Genomic DNA, 13,878 nt, shown 5'->3' with positions numbered 1-13,878 from the left:
GCCAACCCGTCATGCGCTCCCTCATCGCTTACGACCACTGATCCCTCGGAATAGATCGTCTAGGGTTCGGTGGGTGGGGGGACCGGAGCTCGCACTCACCGCCAGCCGACGGCCGGCCGCGCTCGACGCCCGCCGGGGCATCGTGCGGCTGCACCCGGAGGTGCTCACCGCGCTCGGAATCCGCCCCGGCGACCCGGTCCGGCTGGCCGGTCGGCGGGTCACCGCCGCCCGGGCCGCGGCGAGTGAGCCGGAGGCCACCCCCGGGTTGCTGTACGCCGATGACCTGACCCTGGGCAACCTCGGCCTGCGCGACGGCGGCGAGGTCACCGTCGGCCCGACCCCGGTCACCGCCGCCGCCCGGGTGGTGCTCACCGGCGCACCACAGGTGGTCGCGGCCATCTCCCCGGAACTGCTCCGGCTCGCACTACTCGGCAAGGTGGTCACCGCCGGCGACGACGTCTCGCTGCTGCCGCAGGAGCTGCCGCCCCCGGCGGCGACGCCTGGAGGGGCGCTGCCCACGGCGCTGCCCGGCCCGGCGTTACGTGGCCTCCTGACGGCGGCCCGGCAGAGCCTGGCCAACCGGGTCGGCTACGCCTGGACCAGCGCGCTGCTCACCGTCACCGCCGCCACACCGGCGTCAGCGGCGCTGGTCACGATGGAGACCGCCGTCGGGTGGGAGCACGGTCCCGCCACCCACGACCCCGCGACCCCGGCCGCCCAGGGCCTGGTGGCTTCCCCGGCACTCTCCCCTGCCGAGGGTTCACCCCTGCCCCGGGCCGCCGCGCCCACCGGGGCGCGGGAGACCGAGCCGGCGGAGACGACCGACCCGGGGCCCGCGGTGGAGGAGTTGCCCGGGCTGCACGCCCAGGCCGAGGAGCTGACCGAGCTGCTCGACCTCGGCTTCCACCACGGTGCGGTGCTGCGCCGACTCGGCACCACGGTGTCGCTCGGCGTACTCCTGGACGGCCCGGCCGGGTCCGGCAAGTCCGCGCTCGTGCGCGCGGTCGCCGCCCGGGTCGGTGCGCGGGTTCGGCCACTCTGGGGGCCGGAGCTCGCCGCGTTGACCAACCCGGCCGCCGCCGAGCGGCTGCGGACCGCCGCCGCCGCGGTACGCGTCAACGGACCGGCCGTCCTGCTGATCACCGACGTGGAGGCGCTGGCCCCGGCCACCGCGCCCGGCCCGGTGGCCACCGTCTTCCGTCAGGTGGTGGCCGAGACCGTCGCGGCCGGGGCCGCCGTCGTCTGCACCACCAGCCGCCTTGACGCCGTGGACCCCGCCCTCCGTACCCCGGACCTACTCCCGCTGCGGGTCAGCGTCCCGCTGCCGGACGCCGCCGGGCGCCGGGAGCAGCTCGGGGTGCTGACCCGACCGGTGCCGCTGGCCGAGGACGTACGGCTGGACGAGGTCGCGGCGCGGACGCCCGGTTTCGTCGCCGCCGACCTGGCCGCGCTGGTCCGCGAGGCGGGGGTTCGGGCCGCCCTGCGGCAGAAGACGGTGGAGCAGCCCCGCATGACGATGGCCGACCTGCACGCGGCGCTGGCGGTGGTCCGCCCGACCACGATGGCCGCGTCGAACCTGGAATTGGCGGCGGTGACCCTTGACGACGTGGGGGACCTCGCCGAGGTCAAGCAGACCCTGACCGAGTCGGTGTTGTGGCCCCTCACCTATCCGGACACCTTCACGCGGCTGGGGGTGCAGCCGCCCCGCGGGGTCCTGCTCTACGGCCCGCCCGGCTGCGGCAAGACGTACCTGGTGACCGCGTTGGCCGGTTCCGGCCGGGCGAATGTGCTCTCGGTGAAGGGCGCCGAGCTGCTGTCGAAGTGGGTGGGCGAGAGCGAGCGCGCGGTGCGCGAGCTGTTCCGCCGGGCCCGCGAGGCCGCGCCGACGCTGGTCTTCCTGGACGAGGTGGACGCGCTGGCGCCGGTACGCGGTCAGGCCACCGACGGCGGTACGGCGGACCGGGTGGTGGCCGCCCTCCTCACCGAACTGGACGGCGTGGAGTCCTTACGCAACGTGGTTGTGGTCGGCGCGACCAACCGGCCGGACCTGGTCGACCCGGCTCTCCTGCGCCCCGGCCGGATGGAACGGCTGGTCTATGTCCCGCCGCCGGACGAGGCGGGCCGCGCGGAGATCCTGCGGGCGGCGTCACGCACCGTGCCGCTCGCGCCGGAGGTGGATCTCGCCGCGCTCGCCGGTGACCTGGACGGCTTCTCCGCCGCGGACTGCGCGGCCCTGGTCCGGGAGGCGGCGCTCGCCGCGATGCGCGAATCCCTCGCCGCGGCGACGGTGACCACCGCCCACGTCGCGGTCGCCCGCACCCGCGTACGCCCCTCCCTGGACCCGGCCCAGGTCACCTGGCTGGCCGAGTACGCGAAGAAACGTCAGTGATCCTTCGGCGTAACGTCCAGCGACAGCTCGGCGTGGACCTGGCCGTTCGCTTCGCGCAGCCGCGCGCCGCAGTTGGTGAGCACGGAGAGCGCACCCCGGTTGTCGGGGGTGGTCGCCGCGACCACCCGGCGCATGCCGGCCGCGGCGGCCTTGTGGAGTAGTTCCCGGAGCGCGGCCGCTCCGATCCCCCGGCCCCGCGCCGAACGCCCCAGCCACAGCCCGGTTTCGACCGCCTCCGGCTCGGCGCAGCGGGTCATCCGGATCACCCCGACGACCTCGCCGGCGGCCAGGACGGCGTACATCCGGGTGCGGGTCGGGCCCGGCAACCCGGCGAAGCTGGCCCGGTGGAACTCGCGGAACGCCTCCCGCCGGGCCTGCGACCAGCCGGCCGGGGCTTCGACCGGCGGCATGACATCGGTCGGATCCGCCTCAGCAGCAGCTACGGAGAGCAACGATTCGAGGTTGCGTTCACTAACCGGCTCCAACCGCACGTCACCCGCCACGTCCGGCAGTCTGCCGGGCTCATCGGCGAGCGTCCAGCTAAAACGGGGCGGACTGGCGATCCGGACGACGAGATCAGCCAGTTGGCCCTACCCGAATCCTCCTCACTCTCCGTCGCAGAATTCCCCGTCCCGCGCCACGGCGGCAGGTAGCGTCAGCACTGGGTGGCCCACCGGGCTTTCCGTGGCACGAGCCGACCTTTGCGACAGGGGGATCGCGGATGTTGCAGCGCCTACACGAGACCGGACTCCGAGCCGAGCACGCCTACCTCGCGGGTTTCATAAGCATTGGCCTGTCGTTTGGCAGTTGGTTCCTCTCGAAGCATCTGGAGCGGGCGGGCATGGCCCGCGCCGACCGCTGGGGGATCTTCATCGGCGAGTGGGCTCCGACCTTCTTCGCCATCGGCAACGGCCTGCGCATGCACGAAAAGCGCTGATCCGACCGCTGGGGTCGGGCGTTACCGGCCCCTCAGCGACGTCGGTCTCGGGCTCGGGCCGAGCGCAGGCGACGCAGCCGCCCCACCAGGAGCGGCTCGGCAGCCAGGGCCGCCGGGTTGTCCAGCAACCCGTTCAACAGCTGGTAGTAGCGGGTGGCGGTACAGCCGAACCGGTCCCGGATGGCCTGCTCCTTGGCGCCCGGATGCCGCCACCACTGCTGCTCGAAGTCGAGGATGTCCCGCTCCCGCCCGGTCAGTCCGACGGTCGATCCGACGTCCGGCTCAGGATCGGCGGACGCGACGGCCTCCACCTCGGGCACCGGCCGGGGCGGTGGTACGACGGAGCGCCCGCGCCCATCGCCAGGTCGCCCGTCACCGGAGGGTTCGGCGGCGGTCGGGGCGGTGTCGGGCGGCATGACCCTCCTCGCGGGGGCGGTCGGCTCGGTACGGCCGACCCGGGATGCCTCAGCCTAGTGCGCCGCTTGACCAGCCGCACGAGACGGCTGGCCAAGCGGCGAGGCGACGTCAGGAGATGTCTCGCCGACGTATCGCCCAGCACGCACTGCCGAGGACGAGCACCAGCCCCGCCACGAGCAGCCCGGACGAGTGCTGCCAGGTGAGGGTCAGGGTCTCCGGTTCGCATTGACCGAAGGGGTTGACGTTGCACGTCTGAAAGTCCCGAAGGACGACCTCCTTCTGCATCCAGGCGAGCACGTAGGTGGGGAGCAGCCATGCCTGGATGAACTTCGCTCCGGTCAGGCCGAGCAGCACTCCAAGACCGAACTGCCCGACCACCACCACCCCGACCGCGCCGCCCAGCGCCATCGCGGTGTGCCGGCCGAGTGAGGCCAGCCCGAAGCCGAGAACGGCGGCGACCAGGGCGAGCACCACGCCACGCAGGCCGGTCAGGGCGAAGGACTGCCAGGCACCGGCGGTCATCCCTTCGGTGCTGCCACGCGTGGTGGCGATCAGCCAGAAGCTGCCGAACCAGAGCACCGTCGTGGTCACCGCCAACGCCAACAGCCCGGTGAGCAGGGCGGCCAGCTTGGTGAGCAGGACCGTCACCCGCTTCGGCCGCCACAACAGCATGGTCATCATGCCGCCGGTGTTCCACTCGGCACCCACGAAGGAGGAGCCGACCACGAAACCGACCAGGGCCAGGATCCCCGCGACCGCGGTCAACGTCTGGCCGAAGCTGACCCGAAAGTCGAAGGTGGCCGGTAGGTACAGTTCCGCCGGGAAGGCGTCCGGGGGCGGGGGCGAGATCTGGGAGCAGGGGGGGAAGCGATCCGACTGGTCGCCCCGGGCCGCCGCCTGCTCGCACTCGGCCCGAAACTCTTCGGTCTGCTTCACCTGCTGCTGCCAGTACTGCTCGGCGGCCACCTCGGCCTTGGCCCAGGCCGCGTCGTCGATCTTCTGGTTCGACAGGAAGACCCCGACGGCCACGGTTGCCAACACCGCCAGGCCCAGCACGGTCGCCCAGCGGGTGAGGCGCCGCAGCACCAGCCGGCGTAGTTCCGCACGATAGAGACTCACGCGCCCCACCCTCCTGCGCTGCGCTGACCCACCGTGGCAGGCCGCGCCGACTGGTCGACCTGCCGGCTCTGGCCGGGGGCCGGCGCGGTGGCGGTCAGTTCGAGGAAGACACTCTCCAGGTCGGCGTCGACCCAGACCAACTCGCTGACGTACAGGCCCTGACCGGCCAGGAGGCGGGTCACCATGGCGGCTTCCTCCACCCCGGCGAGCAGCAGGTGATCCGGTTCCCGGGTGACCCGGAACCCGGCCCGGGTCAGCGCCTCGCTCGCCTCCGGCAGGTCGGCCACCGCTTCCAGGCGTACCCGGACGATGCCGGCCGAATGGGTCGCCAGCACCTTCTCCACCGGGCCGAACGCGACCCGGCGACCCAACGAGATGATCGTGACCGAGTCACAGATCAGTTGGATCTCGGCGAGGATGTGGCTGGACAGCAGCACTGTGGTGCCCGCTTCGGCCAGGTTCCGCATCAACGCCCGCATCTCCCGGATGCCACCCGGGTCCAGCCCGTTGGCGGGCTCATCCAGGATCAACAGTCGCGGCTCCTTCAGCAGGGCGGAGGCGACGGCCAGCCGCTGCTTCATGCCGAGCGAGTAGGTCTTCACCCGCTCCCGGGACCGGTCTCGCAGCCCCACCAACTCCAGCACCTCGTCGATCCGGGTGGAGCGGACCTCGCCCGCGGTGGCCAGCAGGGACAGGGTGTCCCGGGCAGTGAAGTGTGGGAAGAACTGTGGGCTCTCCACGATCGCGCCGACCTGACCGGCGACCGCGGACAGGTCGGCCGGGACGTCGTGGCCGAGCAGTCTCATCCGGCCGCCATCGGGCCGGATGAGACCGAGCAGCGTACGAAGGGTGGTCGTCTTACCCGACCCGTTCGGGCCGAGGAAGCCGTGCACCTGGCCCGCCTCCACCCGCATGTCGAAGCCGTCGAGCGCGTTGCGGATGCCGCGTCTTCGGCTGCGGTAGGACTTTTGCAGACCTTCTATTTCCAGGACAGCAGTCACGCTGCACCTCCCCCGTTGGCGGCACTCACCACACAATACGCGGTACTACCGTTTGCGCAATACCCAATCCGCGCATCGCGTCGGAAAGCGACGATAGGAGGTGTGGTCGTGTGATTCAGGCGCAGACCACCCGCACGCCGGCCGCGCGGAAGGCAGCGACCACCTCGGGTGCCGCACCGGAGTCCGTGACCAGGGCCTCCATCCGGTCCACCGGACAGATCCGGGCAAAGGCGTGGCCACCCAGCTTGGAGGAGTCGGCGATCACCACCACCCGCTTCGCCCGCGCCACCATCAGGCTGTTCATCGCCGCTTCCCCCTCGTGGTGGGCGGCGGCACCGAGCTGGGGGTCAACCGCGTCCACCCCGAGCAGGGCCACATCCAGGGTGACCTCCCGCAGCAGGGCCCCGCCCAGCGGGCCGACCAGCTCGAATGACTTGGGTCGCACCACCCCACCGGCCACCACGACCTTCATCCGGGACCGGACCAGCAGCTCGTTGGCGATGTTGAGGGCGTTGGTGACCACGGTGAGCTGGGCGCCCTCGGCGCTGGTGTTTAGATCCGGCCGTACGGCCAGCGCTCGCGCCACCTCGGTGCTGGTGGTGCCGCCGTTGAGGCCGACCACTGTGCCCGGGGTCACCAGCGCCGCGGCTGCCGCGCCGATCCGCTGCTTCTCGGCCGAGTGCTTCGCGGACTTGTACCGCAGCGGCAGGTCGTACGAGACGCCGTTGGCGACCGCCCCACCCCGGGTACGGGTGATCATCTGCTGCTGGGCGAGCTGGTCGAAGTCCCGACGGATGGTGGCCTGCGAGACGGCCAGGCGTTCGGCGGCTCCCTCGACACTGACCCGACCGCTGTCGGTCAGCATCTCGAGCAGGGCGTTCCATCTCGCGTACCGGTCCACCCCGAACCCTCCAGCGGCTGCACGATTGGTGATTGTGCGTGCACACTAGTGCGCGAAACTAGGTAAAGGCAACGCCGGTTCTGCTCGATCCCCGGCCTGGTTGCCACTACCACCCAAATCGGCGCACAATAGCGCGCGAAAGCCGGGCCTAACGAGCCAAATTGCGCACGCTCTGGAGAACCTGATGTCGTACGTCGACATGGAGATCGCGAGTCAACCGGACTGCTGGCGGACCGCGGCACGGCTGGCCACCTCGGTGGCCGACCAGCTGCCCCAACCCGGCGAGCGAGTCGCCGTCGTGGGATGCGGCACCTCCTGGTTCATGGCGATGGCCTACGCCGCCCGCCGCGAGCACGCCGGCCACGGCGAGACCGACGCCTTCCAGGCCAGCGAATTTCCCACCGGGCGCCGCTACGACCGACTGATCGCGATCACCCGCTCCGGCACCACCACCGAGGTGACCGAGCTGCTCGCCGCGCTCCGCGGAGTGCTGCCCACCACCGTCCTGGCCGGTGACCCCGCCGCCCTCGCCGCCGACCTGGCCGACGCCACCGTGCCGTTGGCCTTCGCCGACGAACGCGCGGTGGTGCAGACCCGATTCGCGACGACCGCGCTGGCCCTGCTCCGCGCCCACCTGGGCGACAACATCACCGCGCTCTCCGCCGACGCCGAGGTGGCGGTACGCGCCCCCCTACCGATCGACCCCGCCCAGATCGAACAGGTCACCTTCCTCGGCCGGGGGTGGACCGTCGGGTTGGCCCACGAGGCGGCGCTGAAGTGCCGCGAGGCCGCCACCTTCTGGGCCGAGGCGTACCCGGCCATGGACTACCGGCACGGCCCGATCTCCGTCGCCGCACCGGGCCGACTGGTCTGGGCCTTCGGTGACCTGCCCGAGGGGCTTGCCGAGGACGTGGCGGCCACCGGTGCCGCCTTCGTGCACAGCCGCACCCACGGGTGCCGCAGCGTGATCGGAAACTGGGCCGCCGGTCGTACCCCGATGGACCCGATGGCCGACCTGATCCTGGCGCAGCGCTTCGCCGTCACGCTCGCCACCAGCCGCGGCCTCGACCCCGACGCACCGCGGCACCTCGCCCGCTCCGTGGTGCTGGCATGAGCAGCGGGAAACTGAACGCTCCGGACGGCGCACCCGACCGGCAGCAGGTCGTGGTCGCGATCGACGTCGGCGGCAGCGGCATGAAGTGCGCCCTGGTCCACCGGGACGGCACCGTCGCGCGCACCGAACACCACCCGACCCAGGCCGCCCGCGGTCCGGCGGCCGTGATCGACACCATCCTCGACGTGGCCGACGGCCTGGCGGACACGGCCCGCCGGGAAGGGCTCACTCCGGTGGCGCTCGGCCTCGCCGTCCCCGGCGTCATCGACGAAGCGGCGGGGGTGGCGATCTGGTCGTCCAACATCGGCTTCCGCGACGTGCCGCTGCGAGCCCTGGCCACGGCCCGGCTCGGGATGCCGGCGGTGCTCGGCCATGACGTCCGCGTCGGCGGCATCGCCGAAGCACGCCTCGGCGCCGGTCAGAACGACCGACACGTCCTCTTCGTCGCCATCGGCACCGGCATCGCCGCCGCCCATGTGATCGACGGAACGGCCGCCGTCGGCGCGCACGGCGCTGCCGGGGAGCTCGGCCACATCCTGGTCCGCCCCGGTGGGCCGCGCTGCGGCTGCGGGCAGGCCGGCTGTCTGGAGGCGATCGCGTCCGCCTCGGCGGTCGCCCGCCGCTACACGGAGCTGACCGGCAGCACACCCGGGCCGAGCGCGGCCGAGGTGGCCGCCCGCGCCGCCGCCGGCGATCGGCTGGCCCAGCAGGTCTGGGCGGAGGCGGTCGCGGCCCTCGCCGACGGCCTCGCCACCGGCCAGGCGCTCTTCGACGTGGAGACGGTCGTGCTCGGCGGCGGGCTGGCCCGGGCCGGCGCCCAGCTGTTCGACCCGCTGCGGGCCGCGCTACACGACCGGATGACCTTCCACCGCGAGCCACGGCTGGTCCCGGCGGCCCTCGGCGCCGAGGCGGGCTGCATCGGCGCCGCCCTGCTCGCCCTCGACAGCCTGGAGAAGCGATGACGGTACGGGTGACCGGTAGGGTGGTGACCCCCGCCGGGGTGATCCGCCAGGGCTGCGTAGAGATCAGCAACGAGCAGATCACCGCGGTCGCCGAGTACCCGTCCGGGCGGGACGGGCACTGGATCCTCCCCGGGTTCGTGGACATCCACACCCACGGCGGCGGTGGACACACCTTCACCACCGGAGACGCCGACGAGGCCCGGGCCGCCGCCGGCTTCCACCTCCGGCACGGCACCACCACCCTGCTGGCCAGCCTGGTGAGTTCGCCGTTCGCGCTGATGCGCGCCGCCACCACCGCCTATCGGCCGCTGGTCGCCGAAGGGGTGCTCGCCGGGATTCACTTCGAGGGCCCGTACCTCTCCGCGGCCCGGTGCGGGGCGCAGAACCCGGCGCACCTGCGCGACCCCTCCACCGCGGAACTGACCGAGCTGCTGGAGCTGGGCCGCGGGACGATCCGGATGGTCACCCTCGCCCCGGAGCGCGAGGGAGCGACCGCGGCGATCAAGCTACTCACCGCCCACGGCGTGGTCCCGGCGATCGGCCACACCGATGCCACGTACCAGCAGACCCAGGCCGCCATCGCCGCCGGCGCGAGCGTCGCCACCCACCTGTTCAACGGGATGCGCCCGGTGCACCACCGGGAGCCGGGACCGGTGATCGCCCTGCTGGAAGCCCCCACCGTGGTCTGCGAACTGGTCGCTGACGGAGTGCACCTGCACGACGGCATGCTCGCCTTCGCCACCACCACCGCCGGTGTGGAGCGGACCGCCCTGGTCACCGACGCGATGGCCGCCGCCGGTCAGCCCGACGGCGAGTACGAGCTCGGCGGACAGCGGGTCACCGTGACCGCCGGCGTGGCCCGGCTCGCCAGCGACGGGGCGGTCGCCGGCAGCACGCTGACGATGGATGCCGCCTTCCGGCACGCGGTCGGCACCGGCGTCGCCGTCCCGGAGGCCGCCCGGATGGTGGCCACCACGCCCGCCCGGGCGATCGGTCTCGGCGATCGGGTCGGCGCCCTCCAGCCCGGCCTCCGAGCGGACCTGGTGGTGCTCGACGACGACCTGAACGTGGTCCGGGTGATGCGCGCCGGCACCTGGCTGGACTGACCGGGCCGAACGGGCCGCGTCAGTACACGGCACGGCGGTACGCACCGCCGGTCAGCCCGGGGGCGGAATCTCCACCCCGAGCACCGCCTGCTCGTCGGGGCGGTGGGCCAGCACGTCCCCGAGGTACGACTGCACCGCCGGGCCCATGCCGACATCCCGACCGGCCCGCTGGGAGAGCAGCCACTTGTGCTCGATGATCTGCGCGAAGATCTCCTGCGGTTCCAGCTTGCGGCGCAGGTGCGCCGGCACGGCGCGGACCACCGGCTCGAAGACCTCGGTCAGCCAGCGGTGTGCCGCCTGCTGCTCATCGACCAGGTCGCTCTCGGCCCGGTAGGCGTCCAGGTCGTTGAGGAGCCGACGCGCCTGGTTCTCCTCCGCGTCCAGACCGGTCAGGCGAAGCAGCCGCCGGGTGTGGTAGCCGGCGTCCACCACCTTCGGCCGCACCAGATACCGCCCGTCGTCGATCGTCGACACGGCGATCTCGGCCACGTCGAAGCCCAACTCGTTGAGCCCGCGGATCCGGCCCTCGATGTCGTGCCGCGCCTCCCGCTCGATCTGCTGCTCATAGGTGATCTCATGCCACAGCCGCTCGTACCGCTGCACGACCTCCTCGCACACCGCCTCCGGGTCGATCGACTCGTGCAGCAGCCCGGCCGCCTGTAGATCCAACGCCTCCCCGAAGATGTTCACCCGGGCGATCTCCAGATCCTCACCGCGCTGCCCGTTCGACAACGAGCGGTGCAGCACCCCGGTCTCCGCGTCCACCAGATAGGCGGCGAACGCGCCCGCGTCCCGACGGAAGAGGGTGTTCGACAGCGAGCAGTCGCCCCAGAAGAAGCCGGTCAGGTGCATCCGGACCAGCAGCGCGGCCAACGCGTCGAGGAGTCGCTCCATCGTCTCGGGCCGCAGCGTGTGCGAGAAGAGCGCCCGGTAGGGCAGGGAGAACTGGAGGTGCCGGGTGATCAGCACCGGGTCCAGCGGTTCCCCGGCTTCGGTCTGCCGGTCGGCGACGATCGCCACCGCCTCCACCGTTGGGAAGTCGATCCGTTCCAGGGCCCGCAGCAGGTCGTACTCTCGCTCGGCCACCCGCTCACCGGTCTCCTTGACCGCGTACACGTAGCCGCCGAGCCGGACGAACCGGACAACATGTCGAGAGATGCCCTGTGGCAGCGCCACCAGGTGCTGCGCCGGCCACTCCACCAGCGGGGTCGACCAGGGCAGGTCGAGCAGCGCCGGGTCAACGAGAGCCGAGGTGATCCGCACGCACTCCAGTTTGCGCCCTCCCCTGCCGGAACGCCTCCCCGCGTGGTTTGGCACACAGCCACCCGGACCGGGCCGGGGGCCGAACGGGCCGGTAGCGTGGCCGAGATGCGGCAGGCAATGACCCCGTGGCGAGCGGTACGGCTCCGATCGGTCCGCCCGGCTGGCTGGTGGTTCGACGGGCTGCTCCTCGCCGGTCTGGTGGCCCTGACCGGCGCCCTCGCCGCCGGCTACCTCTTCGGCCTCGACCGGGCGGTGGCCGACTGGTCGGACGCGCACCGCCCGACCGCCGCGTACTGGGTCGCCTTCATCCTCAACCACCTCGGCCAGGGCGGCCCGCTGACCCTGGTCGCGGTCGGGCTCGGCGTTCTGCTCGCCGTACGACTGCGCTCCGCCCGCCCACTGCTGCCGCCGGTCGCCGGGTTCGTCCTGATCAACCTTGTGGTCGGCGGACTCAAGGTGGCGACGGCCCGGCCCGCGCCCAGCGCGAGTACGCGCGAACCCTTCCTCGCGCCGGAGCAGACCCTGCCGCTCTTCCAGCACGAGTTGGCGCTGCAGTTCACCCGCTCCTACCCGTCCGGGCATGTCGTCAACACCATCATCTGGTGGGGCGTGATCGTCCTGCTCCTCGCCCAGCTACTGCAGACGTACGGGCGCACGTTGCCACGCCGGCTCGCCATCGCGGTGCGGGTCGTCCCGCCCCTGGTGGTGTTCGCCACGACCCTGTACCTGGGCTGGCACTGGCTGACCGACTCGATCGCCGGGCTGCTGCTCGGCCTCCTGCTGGATCGGGTGCTGCACCGGGTGCCCTGGGATGACATTCCGCTGCCCCGAAGGATCGACCAGGACCGCCGGAGGCGGACCTCCGAGCGCACGAACTGATTCAGGACCCGCTGCCGCGTGGATCGTGTCGTATATGGGTGGGTTCGGCACCCAATTAGGTAAGCATCACTGATATCCGCGTGACGCCCCGTCTGGGGTGTGGTCGGGGGCATGGTGGTGGCGGAATCCCGGCCGGCGTCGGGGCGTTACACCATGCGTACGACCGAGGAAGCGACCCGTCCGTGTGGTGGGTGAGGCCCCGGAATGATGGCGGCCCGCCGGTCGTTACACATGGACCCGGCGCCCGCGTGTCCCACCGGACCGCGGTAGTCGAGGATCTTCTTTTCCTGTTCTGTTGAGCGCCGGACGGTGCTTGCACCCCTGCCACCTGCCCCCTTCGGGTGCGTGTGGGGTGTCGACCCCCGAATGGAGCATTCTCATGAACACGATTCTGCGTCGTAGTGTGCTGGCCGTGGCTGCGTCCGCGACTCTGGGCGGAGCGTTCGCGGTGACCGCCACGCCCGTAACCGCTGCTGGTAACCCGGACAAGGTGGCCGAGGCTTCGTCGTGGCTGCAGGAGGAACTTCTGAAGTTGCAGCCCGGCACGGCCGACGGCGGTGTCTTCACCGACAAGCCCGGCTATCACAACACCCGCACGGCCAACAGCCCCACCGACTACTCCGTCCTTGACGACAACGACCAGGGCGGACCCTCGGACAAGGCCGCTGCCTACGACTGGACCTTCTCGGAGGCCACCAACATCGCGGAGTATTCCAGCCGTCTGCTCGCCTCCGGCCAGGATCCCGATGATCCTCGACTGGACGGCTGGCGCGAGTTCTTCGGGCAGGCCGACAGTGACAACGAGGTGGAAGGCTGGGACTTCCGCAAGGACGAAGCCGCCTCTTCGGACCCGTCGCACCTCTGGCACATCCACCTGAGCGAGGACCGGGACAAGGTCACCAGCTTCGAGAACAAAGAGGCACTGCTCAGCGTTCTCCGGGGCGAGACCGTAGACCAGTGGCGGCTCAACAAGTGAGCCGACCGGGCCGCTGACCGCGCTGCCGAGCTGCCGAGCTGCCGAGCTGGTCAGCTGAACCACCAAGATCACGCCCCCACCAGGGGAGAGCACGCTGTTGGCCGGCACCGGATTCGGGTGCCGGCCAACAGCCGTATCTCGGGGTTTAGGAGACCGGGCCTTCCGCACACCGGAAGGCCCCGGCGGACGAGACATTTACCTGGCGCATCGACTAACATCGACCGACGCATCAACAAGATGCTCTATTTCTCCAACCGCCGACCCCGACTGCCGACCGCAGACCCGTATCAACCCCGTTTTGAACGGCCGCTACGACGCTGGCCTCACCCGCGCCGACCTGCGCAGCGCCAACCTCACCGACGCAGCCTGCGGCCGGCTGGAGTCGTTGTACCGGCCGTGGTCGGACGTGGCCGGTGGCGGGGAGTCAGAGGGGTAGGGGTAGATGGAGAGTATCTGGACCGGCACGGTCGCGGACGTGAGAAGAAGCTGGCTCCGGCCCGCGAGTCTGCGGGGGCTGTTCGCGGTGCCGCTGATGGTCGCGGTCGTGCTGGGCATAACCTCGGTCGGCGCGGCACCCGTGCTCGCGCAGAGCGTTCCGTCGGCGGCAGCAAGCCCACCCGGTACCGGCCTGGCCTGGGGCAACAACGCCGATGACCAGTTAGGCGACGGGACCACCACCAACAGCAGCACCCCCGTAACAGTGGACCTGCCGGCCGACACCACGATCACCGCCGTCGCCGCCGGCCAAGGCCACAGTCTGGCAGTGACCTCCACCGGCACCATGCTGGCCTGGGGCGCCAACAGTTCCGGCCAG

The 13,878-nt window shown here is 71.7% G+C and carries 14 protein-coding genes and 1 pseudogene; 9 read left to right on the top strand and 6 right to left on the bottom strand.

Annotated elements, in window-relative coordinates:
* Window positions 1–73 precede the first annotated feature (73 nt).
* Window positions 74–2,389, top strand: a complete 2,316-nt coding sequence (locus H0524_RS23640) for an AAA family ATPase (protein ID WP_180200630.1) — start codon at window positions 74–76, stop codon at window positions 2,387–2,389.
* Here H0524_RS23640 and H0524_RS23635 read toward each other — a convergent pair.
* Window positions 2,383–2,892 (bottom strand): GNAT family N-acetyltransferase, encoded by a 510-nt coding sequence (locus H0524_RS23635; protein WP_180200629.1) that lies wholly within the window; start codon window positions 2,890–2,892, stop codon window positions 2,383–2,385. The two genes, H0524_RS23640 and H0524_RS23635, sit on opposite strands and share 7 nt — an antisense overlap.
* Before the next feature lie 218 nt (window positions 2,893–3,110).
* On the opposite strand from H0524_RS23635, the gene H0524_RS23630 reads away from it, so the two are divergent.
* Window positions 3,111–3,326 (top strand): hypothetical protein, encoded by a 216-nt coding sequence (locus tag H0524_RS23630; RefSeq protein WP_018218042.1) that lies wholly within the window; start codon window positions 3,111–3,113, stop codon window positions 3,324–3,326.
* 32 nt (window positions 3,327–3,358) lie between these two features.
* Here the strand turns inward: H0524_RS23630 and H0524_RS23625 are convergent, their stop codons facing one another.
* From H0524_RS23625 to H0524_RS23610, 4 genes are all read right to left on the bottom strand, one after another.
* Window positions 3,359–3,742 (bottom strand): DUF3263 domain-containing protein, encoded by a 384-nt coding sequence (locus H0524_RS23625; protein WP_180200628.1) that lies wholly within the window; start codon window positions 3,740–3,742, stop codon window positions 3,359–3,361.
* Window positions 3,743–3,851: 109 nt separating this feature from the next.
* Window positions 3,852–4,862: an ABC transporter permease subunit gene (locus H0524_RS23620; RefSeq protein WP_180200627.1), complete on the bottom strand. Its 1,011-nt coding sequence runs from the start codon at window positions 4,860–4,862 to the stop codon at window positions 3,852–3,854.
* Window positions 4,859–5,803: an ATP-binding cassette domain-containing protein gene (locus H0524_RS23615; protein WP_309225216.1), complete on the bottom strand. Its 945-nt coding sequence runs from the start codon at window positions 5,801–5,803 to the stop codon at window positions 4,859–4,861. Before H0524_RS23615 ends, H0524_RS23620 begins: the two co-directional genes overlap by 4 nt.
* Window positions 5,804–5,978: 175 nt before the next feature.
* Window positions 5,979–6,764 (bottom strand): DeoR/GlpR family DNA-binding transcription regulator, encoded by a 786-nt coding sequence (locus H0524_RS23610; RefSeq protein ID WP_180200626.1) that lies wholly within the window; start codon window positions 6,762–6,764, stop codon window positions 5,979–5,981.
* 184 nt (window positions 6,765–6,948) lie between these two features.
* Between H0524_RS23610 and H0524_RS23605 the strand changes: the two genes are divergently transcribed.
* From H0524_RS23605 to nagA, 3 genes are read left to right on the top strand one after another with little or no spacing between them, the layout of a single operon-like run.
* A complete protein-coding gene (locus H0524_RS23605) occupies window positions 6,949–7,878 on the top strand; it encodes an SIS domain-containing protein (RefSeq protein WP_180200625.1) in 930 nt (309 codons plus the stop codon).
* Complete coding sequence (locus H0524_RS23600; protein WP_180200624.1) at window positions 7,875–8,840, top strand: ROK family protein; 966 nt, start codon at window positions 7,875–7,877, stop codon at window positions 8,838–8,840. Before H0524_RS23605 ends, H0524_RS23600 begins: the two co-directional genes overlap by 4 nt.
* On the top strand, window positions 8,837–9,946 hold the full coding sequence (gene nagA / locus H0524_RS23595) for an N-acetylglucosamine-6-phosphate deacetylase (protein WP_180200623.1): 1,110 nt from the start codon (window positions 8,837–8,839) through the stop codon (window positions 9,944–9,946). Before H0524_RS23600 ends, nagA begins: the two co-directional genes overlap by 4 nt.
* A 51-nt stretch (window positions 9,947–9,997) precedes the next feature.
* Here nagA and H0524_RS23590 read toward each other — a convergent pair whose 3' ends face one another.
* Window positions 9,998–11,209 (bottom strand): DUF4032 domain-containing protein, encoded by a 1,212-nt coding sequence (locus H0524_RS23590; RefSeq protein ID WP_018726354.1) that lies wholly within the window; start codon window positions 11,207–11,209, stop codon window positions 9,998–10,000.
* Between the two features lie 42 nt (window positions 11,210–11,251).
* On the opposite strand from H0524_RS23590, the gene H0524_RS23585 reads away from it, so the two are divergent.
* The 4 genes and pseudogenes from H0524_RS23585 to H0524_RS23570 form a co-directional block, all read left to right on the top strand.
* Window positions 11,252–12,088, top strand: coding sequence for a phosphatase PAP2 family protein (locus tag H0524_RS23585; RefSeq protein ID WP_309225215.1), 837 nt, complete (start codon window positions 11,252–11,254; stop codon window positions 12,086–12,088).
* A gap of 379 nt (window positions 12,089–12,467) precedes the next feature.
* Window positions 12,468–13,064 (top strand): hypothetical protein, encoded by a 597-nt coding sequence (locus tag H0524_RS23580; protein ID WP_180200622.1) that lies wholly within the window; start codon window positions 12,468–12,470, stop codon window positions 13,062–13,064.
* 298 nt (window positions 13,065–13,362) lie between these two features.
* Window positions 13,363–13,500, top strand: coding sequence for a hypothetical protein (locus H0524_RS23575; protein ID WP_180200621.1), 138 nt, complete (start codon window positions 13,363–13,365; stop codon window positions 13,498–13,500).
* A 6-nt stretch (window positions 13,501–13,506) separates the two neighbouring features.
* A pseudogene (locus tag H0524_RS23570) lies at window positions 13,507–13,878 on the top strand (cell wall anchor protein); the annotation flags it as partial.

This window comes from Salinispora sp. H7-4 (assembly GCF_013416675.1).
In the GTDB taxonomy this organism is placed as follows: domain Bacteria; phylum Actinomycetota; class Actinomycetes; order Mycobacteriales; family Micromonosporaceae; genus Micromonospora; species Micromonospora vitiensis.
This window is presented reverse-complemented; position numbering and strand designations above follow the sequence as displayed.

What these genes read in the sequence shown, in the direction of transcription:
- H0524_RS23630 (WP_018218042.1), top strand. Translation starts at nt 3,111, where the DNA reads ATGTTGCAGCGCCTACACGAGACCGGACTCCGAGCCGAGCACGCCTAC.
- H0524_RS23625 (WP_180200628.1), bottom strand. Translation starts at nt 3,742, where the DNA reads ATGCCGCCCGACACCGCCCCGACCGCCGCCGAACCCTCCGGTGACGGG.
- H0524_RS23605 (WP_180200625.1), top strand. Translation starts at nt 6,949, where the DNA reads ATGTCGTACGTCGACATGGAGATCGCGAGTCAACCGGACTGCTGGCGG.
- H0524_RS23600 (WP_180200624.1), top strand. Translation starts at nt 7,875, where the DNA reads ATGAGCAGCGGGAAACTGAACGCTCCGGACGGCGCACCCGACCGGCAG.
- nagA (WP_180200623.1), top strand. Translation starts at nt 8,837, where the DNA reads ATGACGGTACGGGTGACCGGTAGGGTGGTGACCCCCGCCGGGGTGATC.
- H0524_RS23580 (WP_180200622.1), top strand. Translation starts at nt 12,468, where the DNA reads ATGAACACGATTCTGCGTCGTAGTGTGCTGGCCGTGGCTGCGTCCGCG.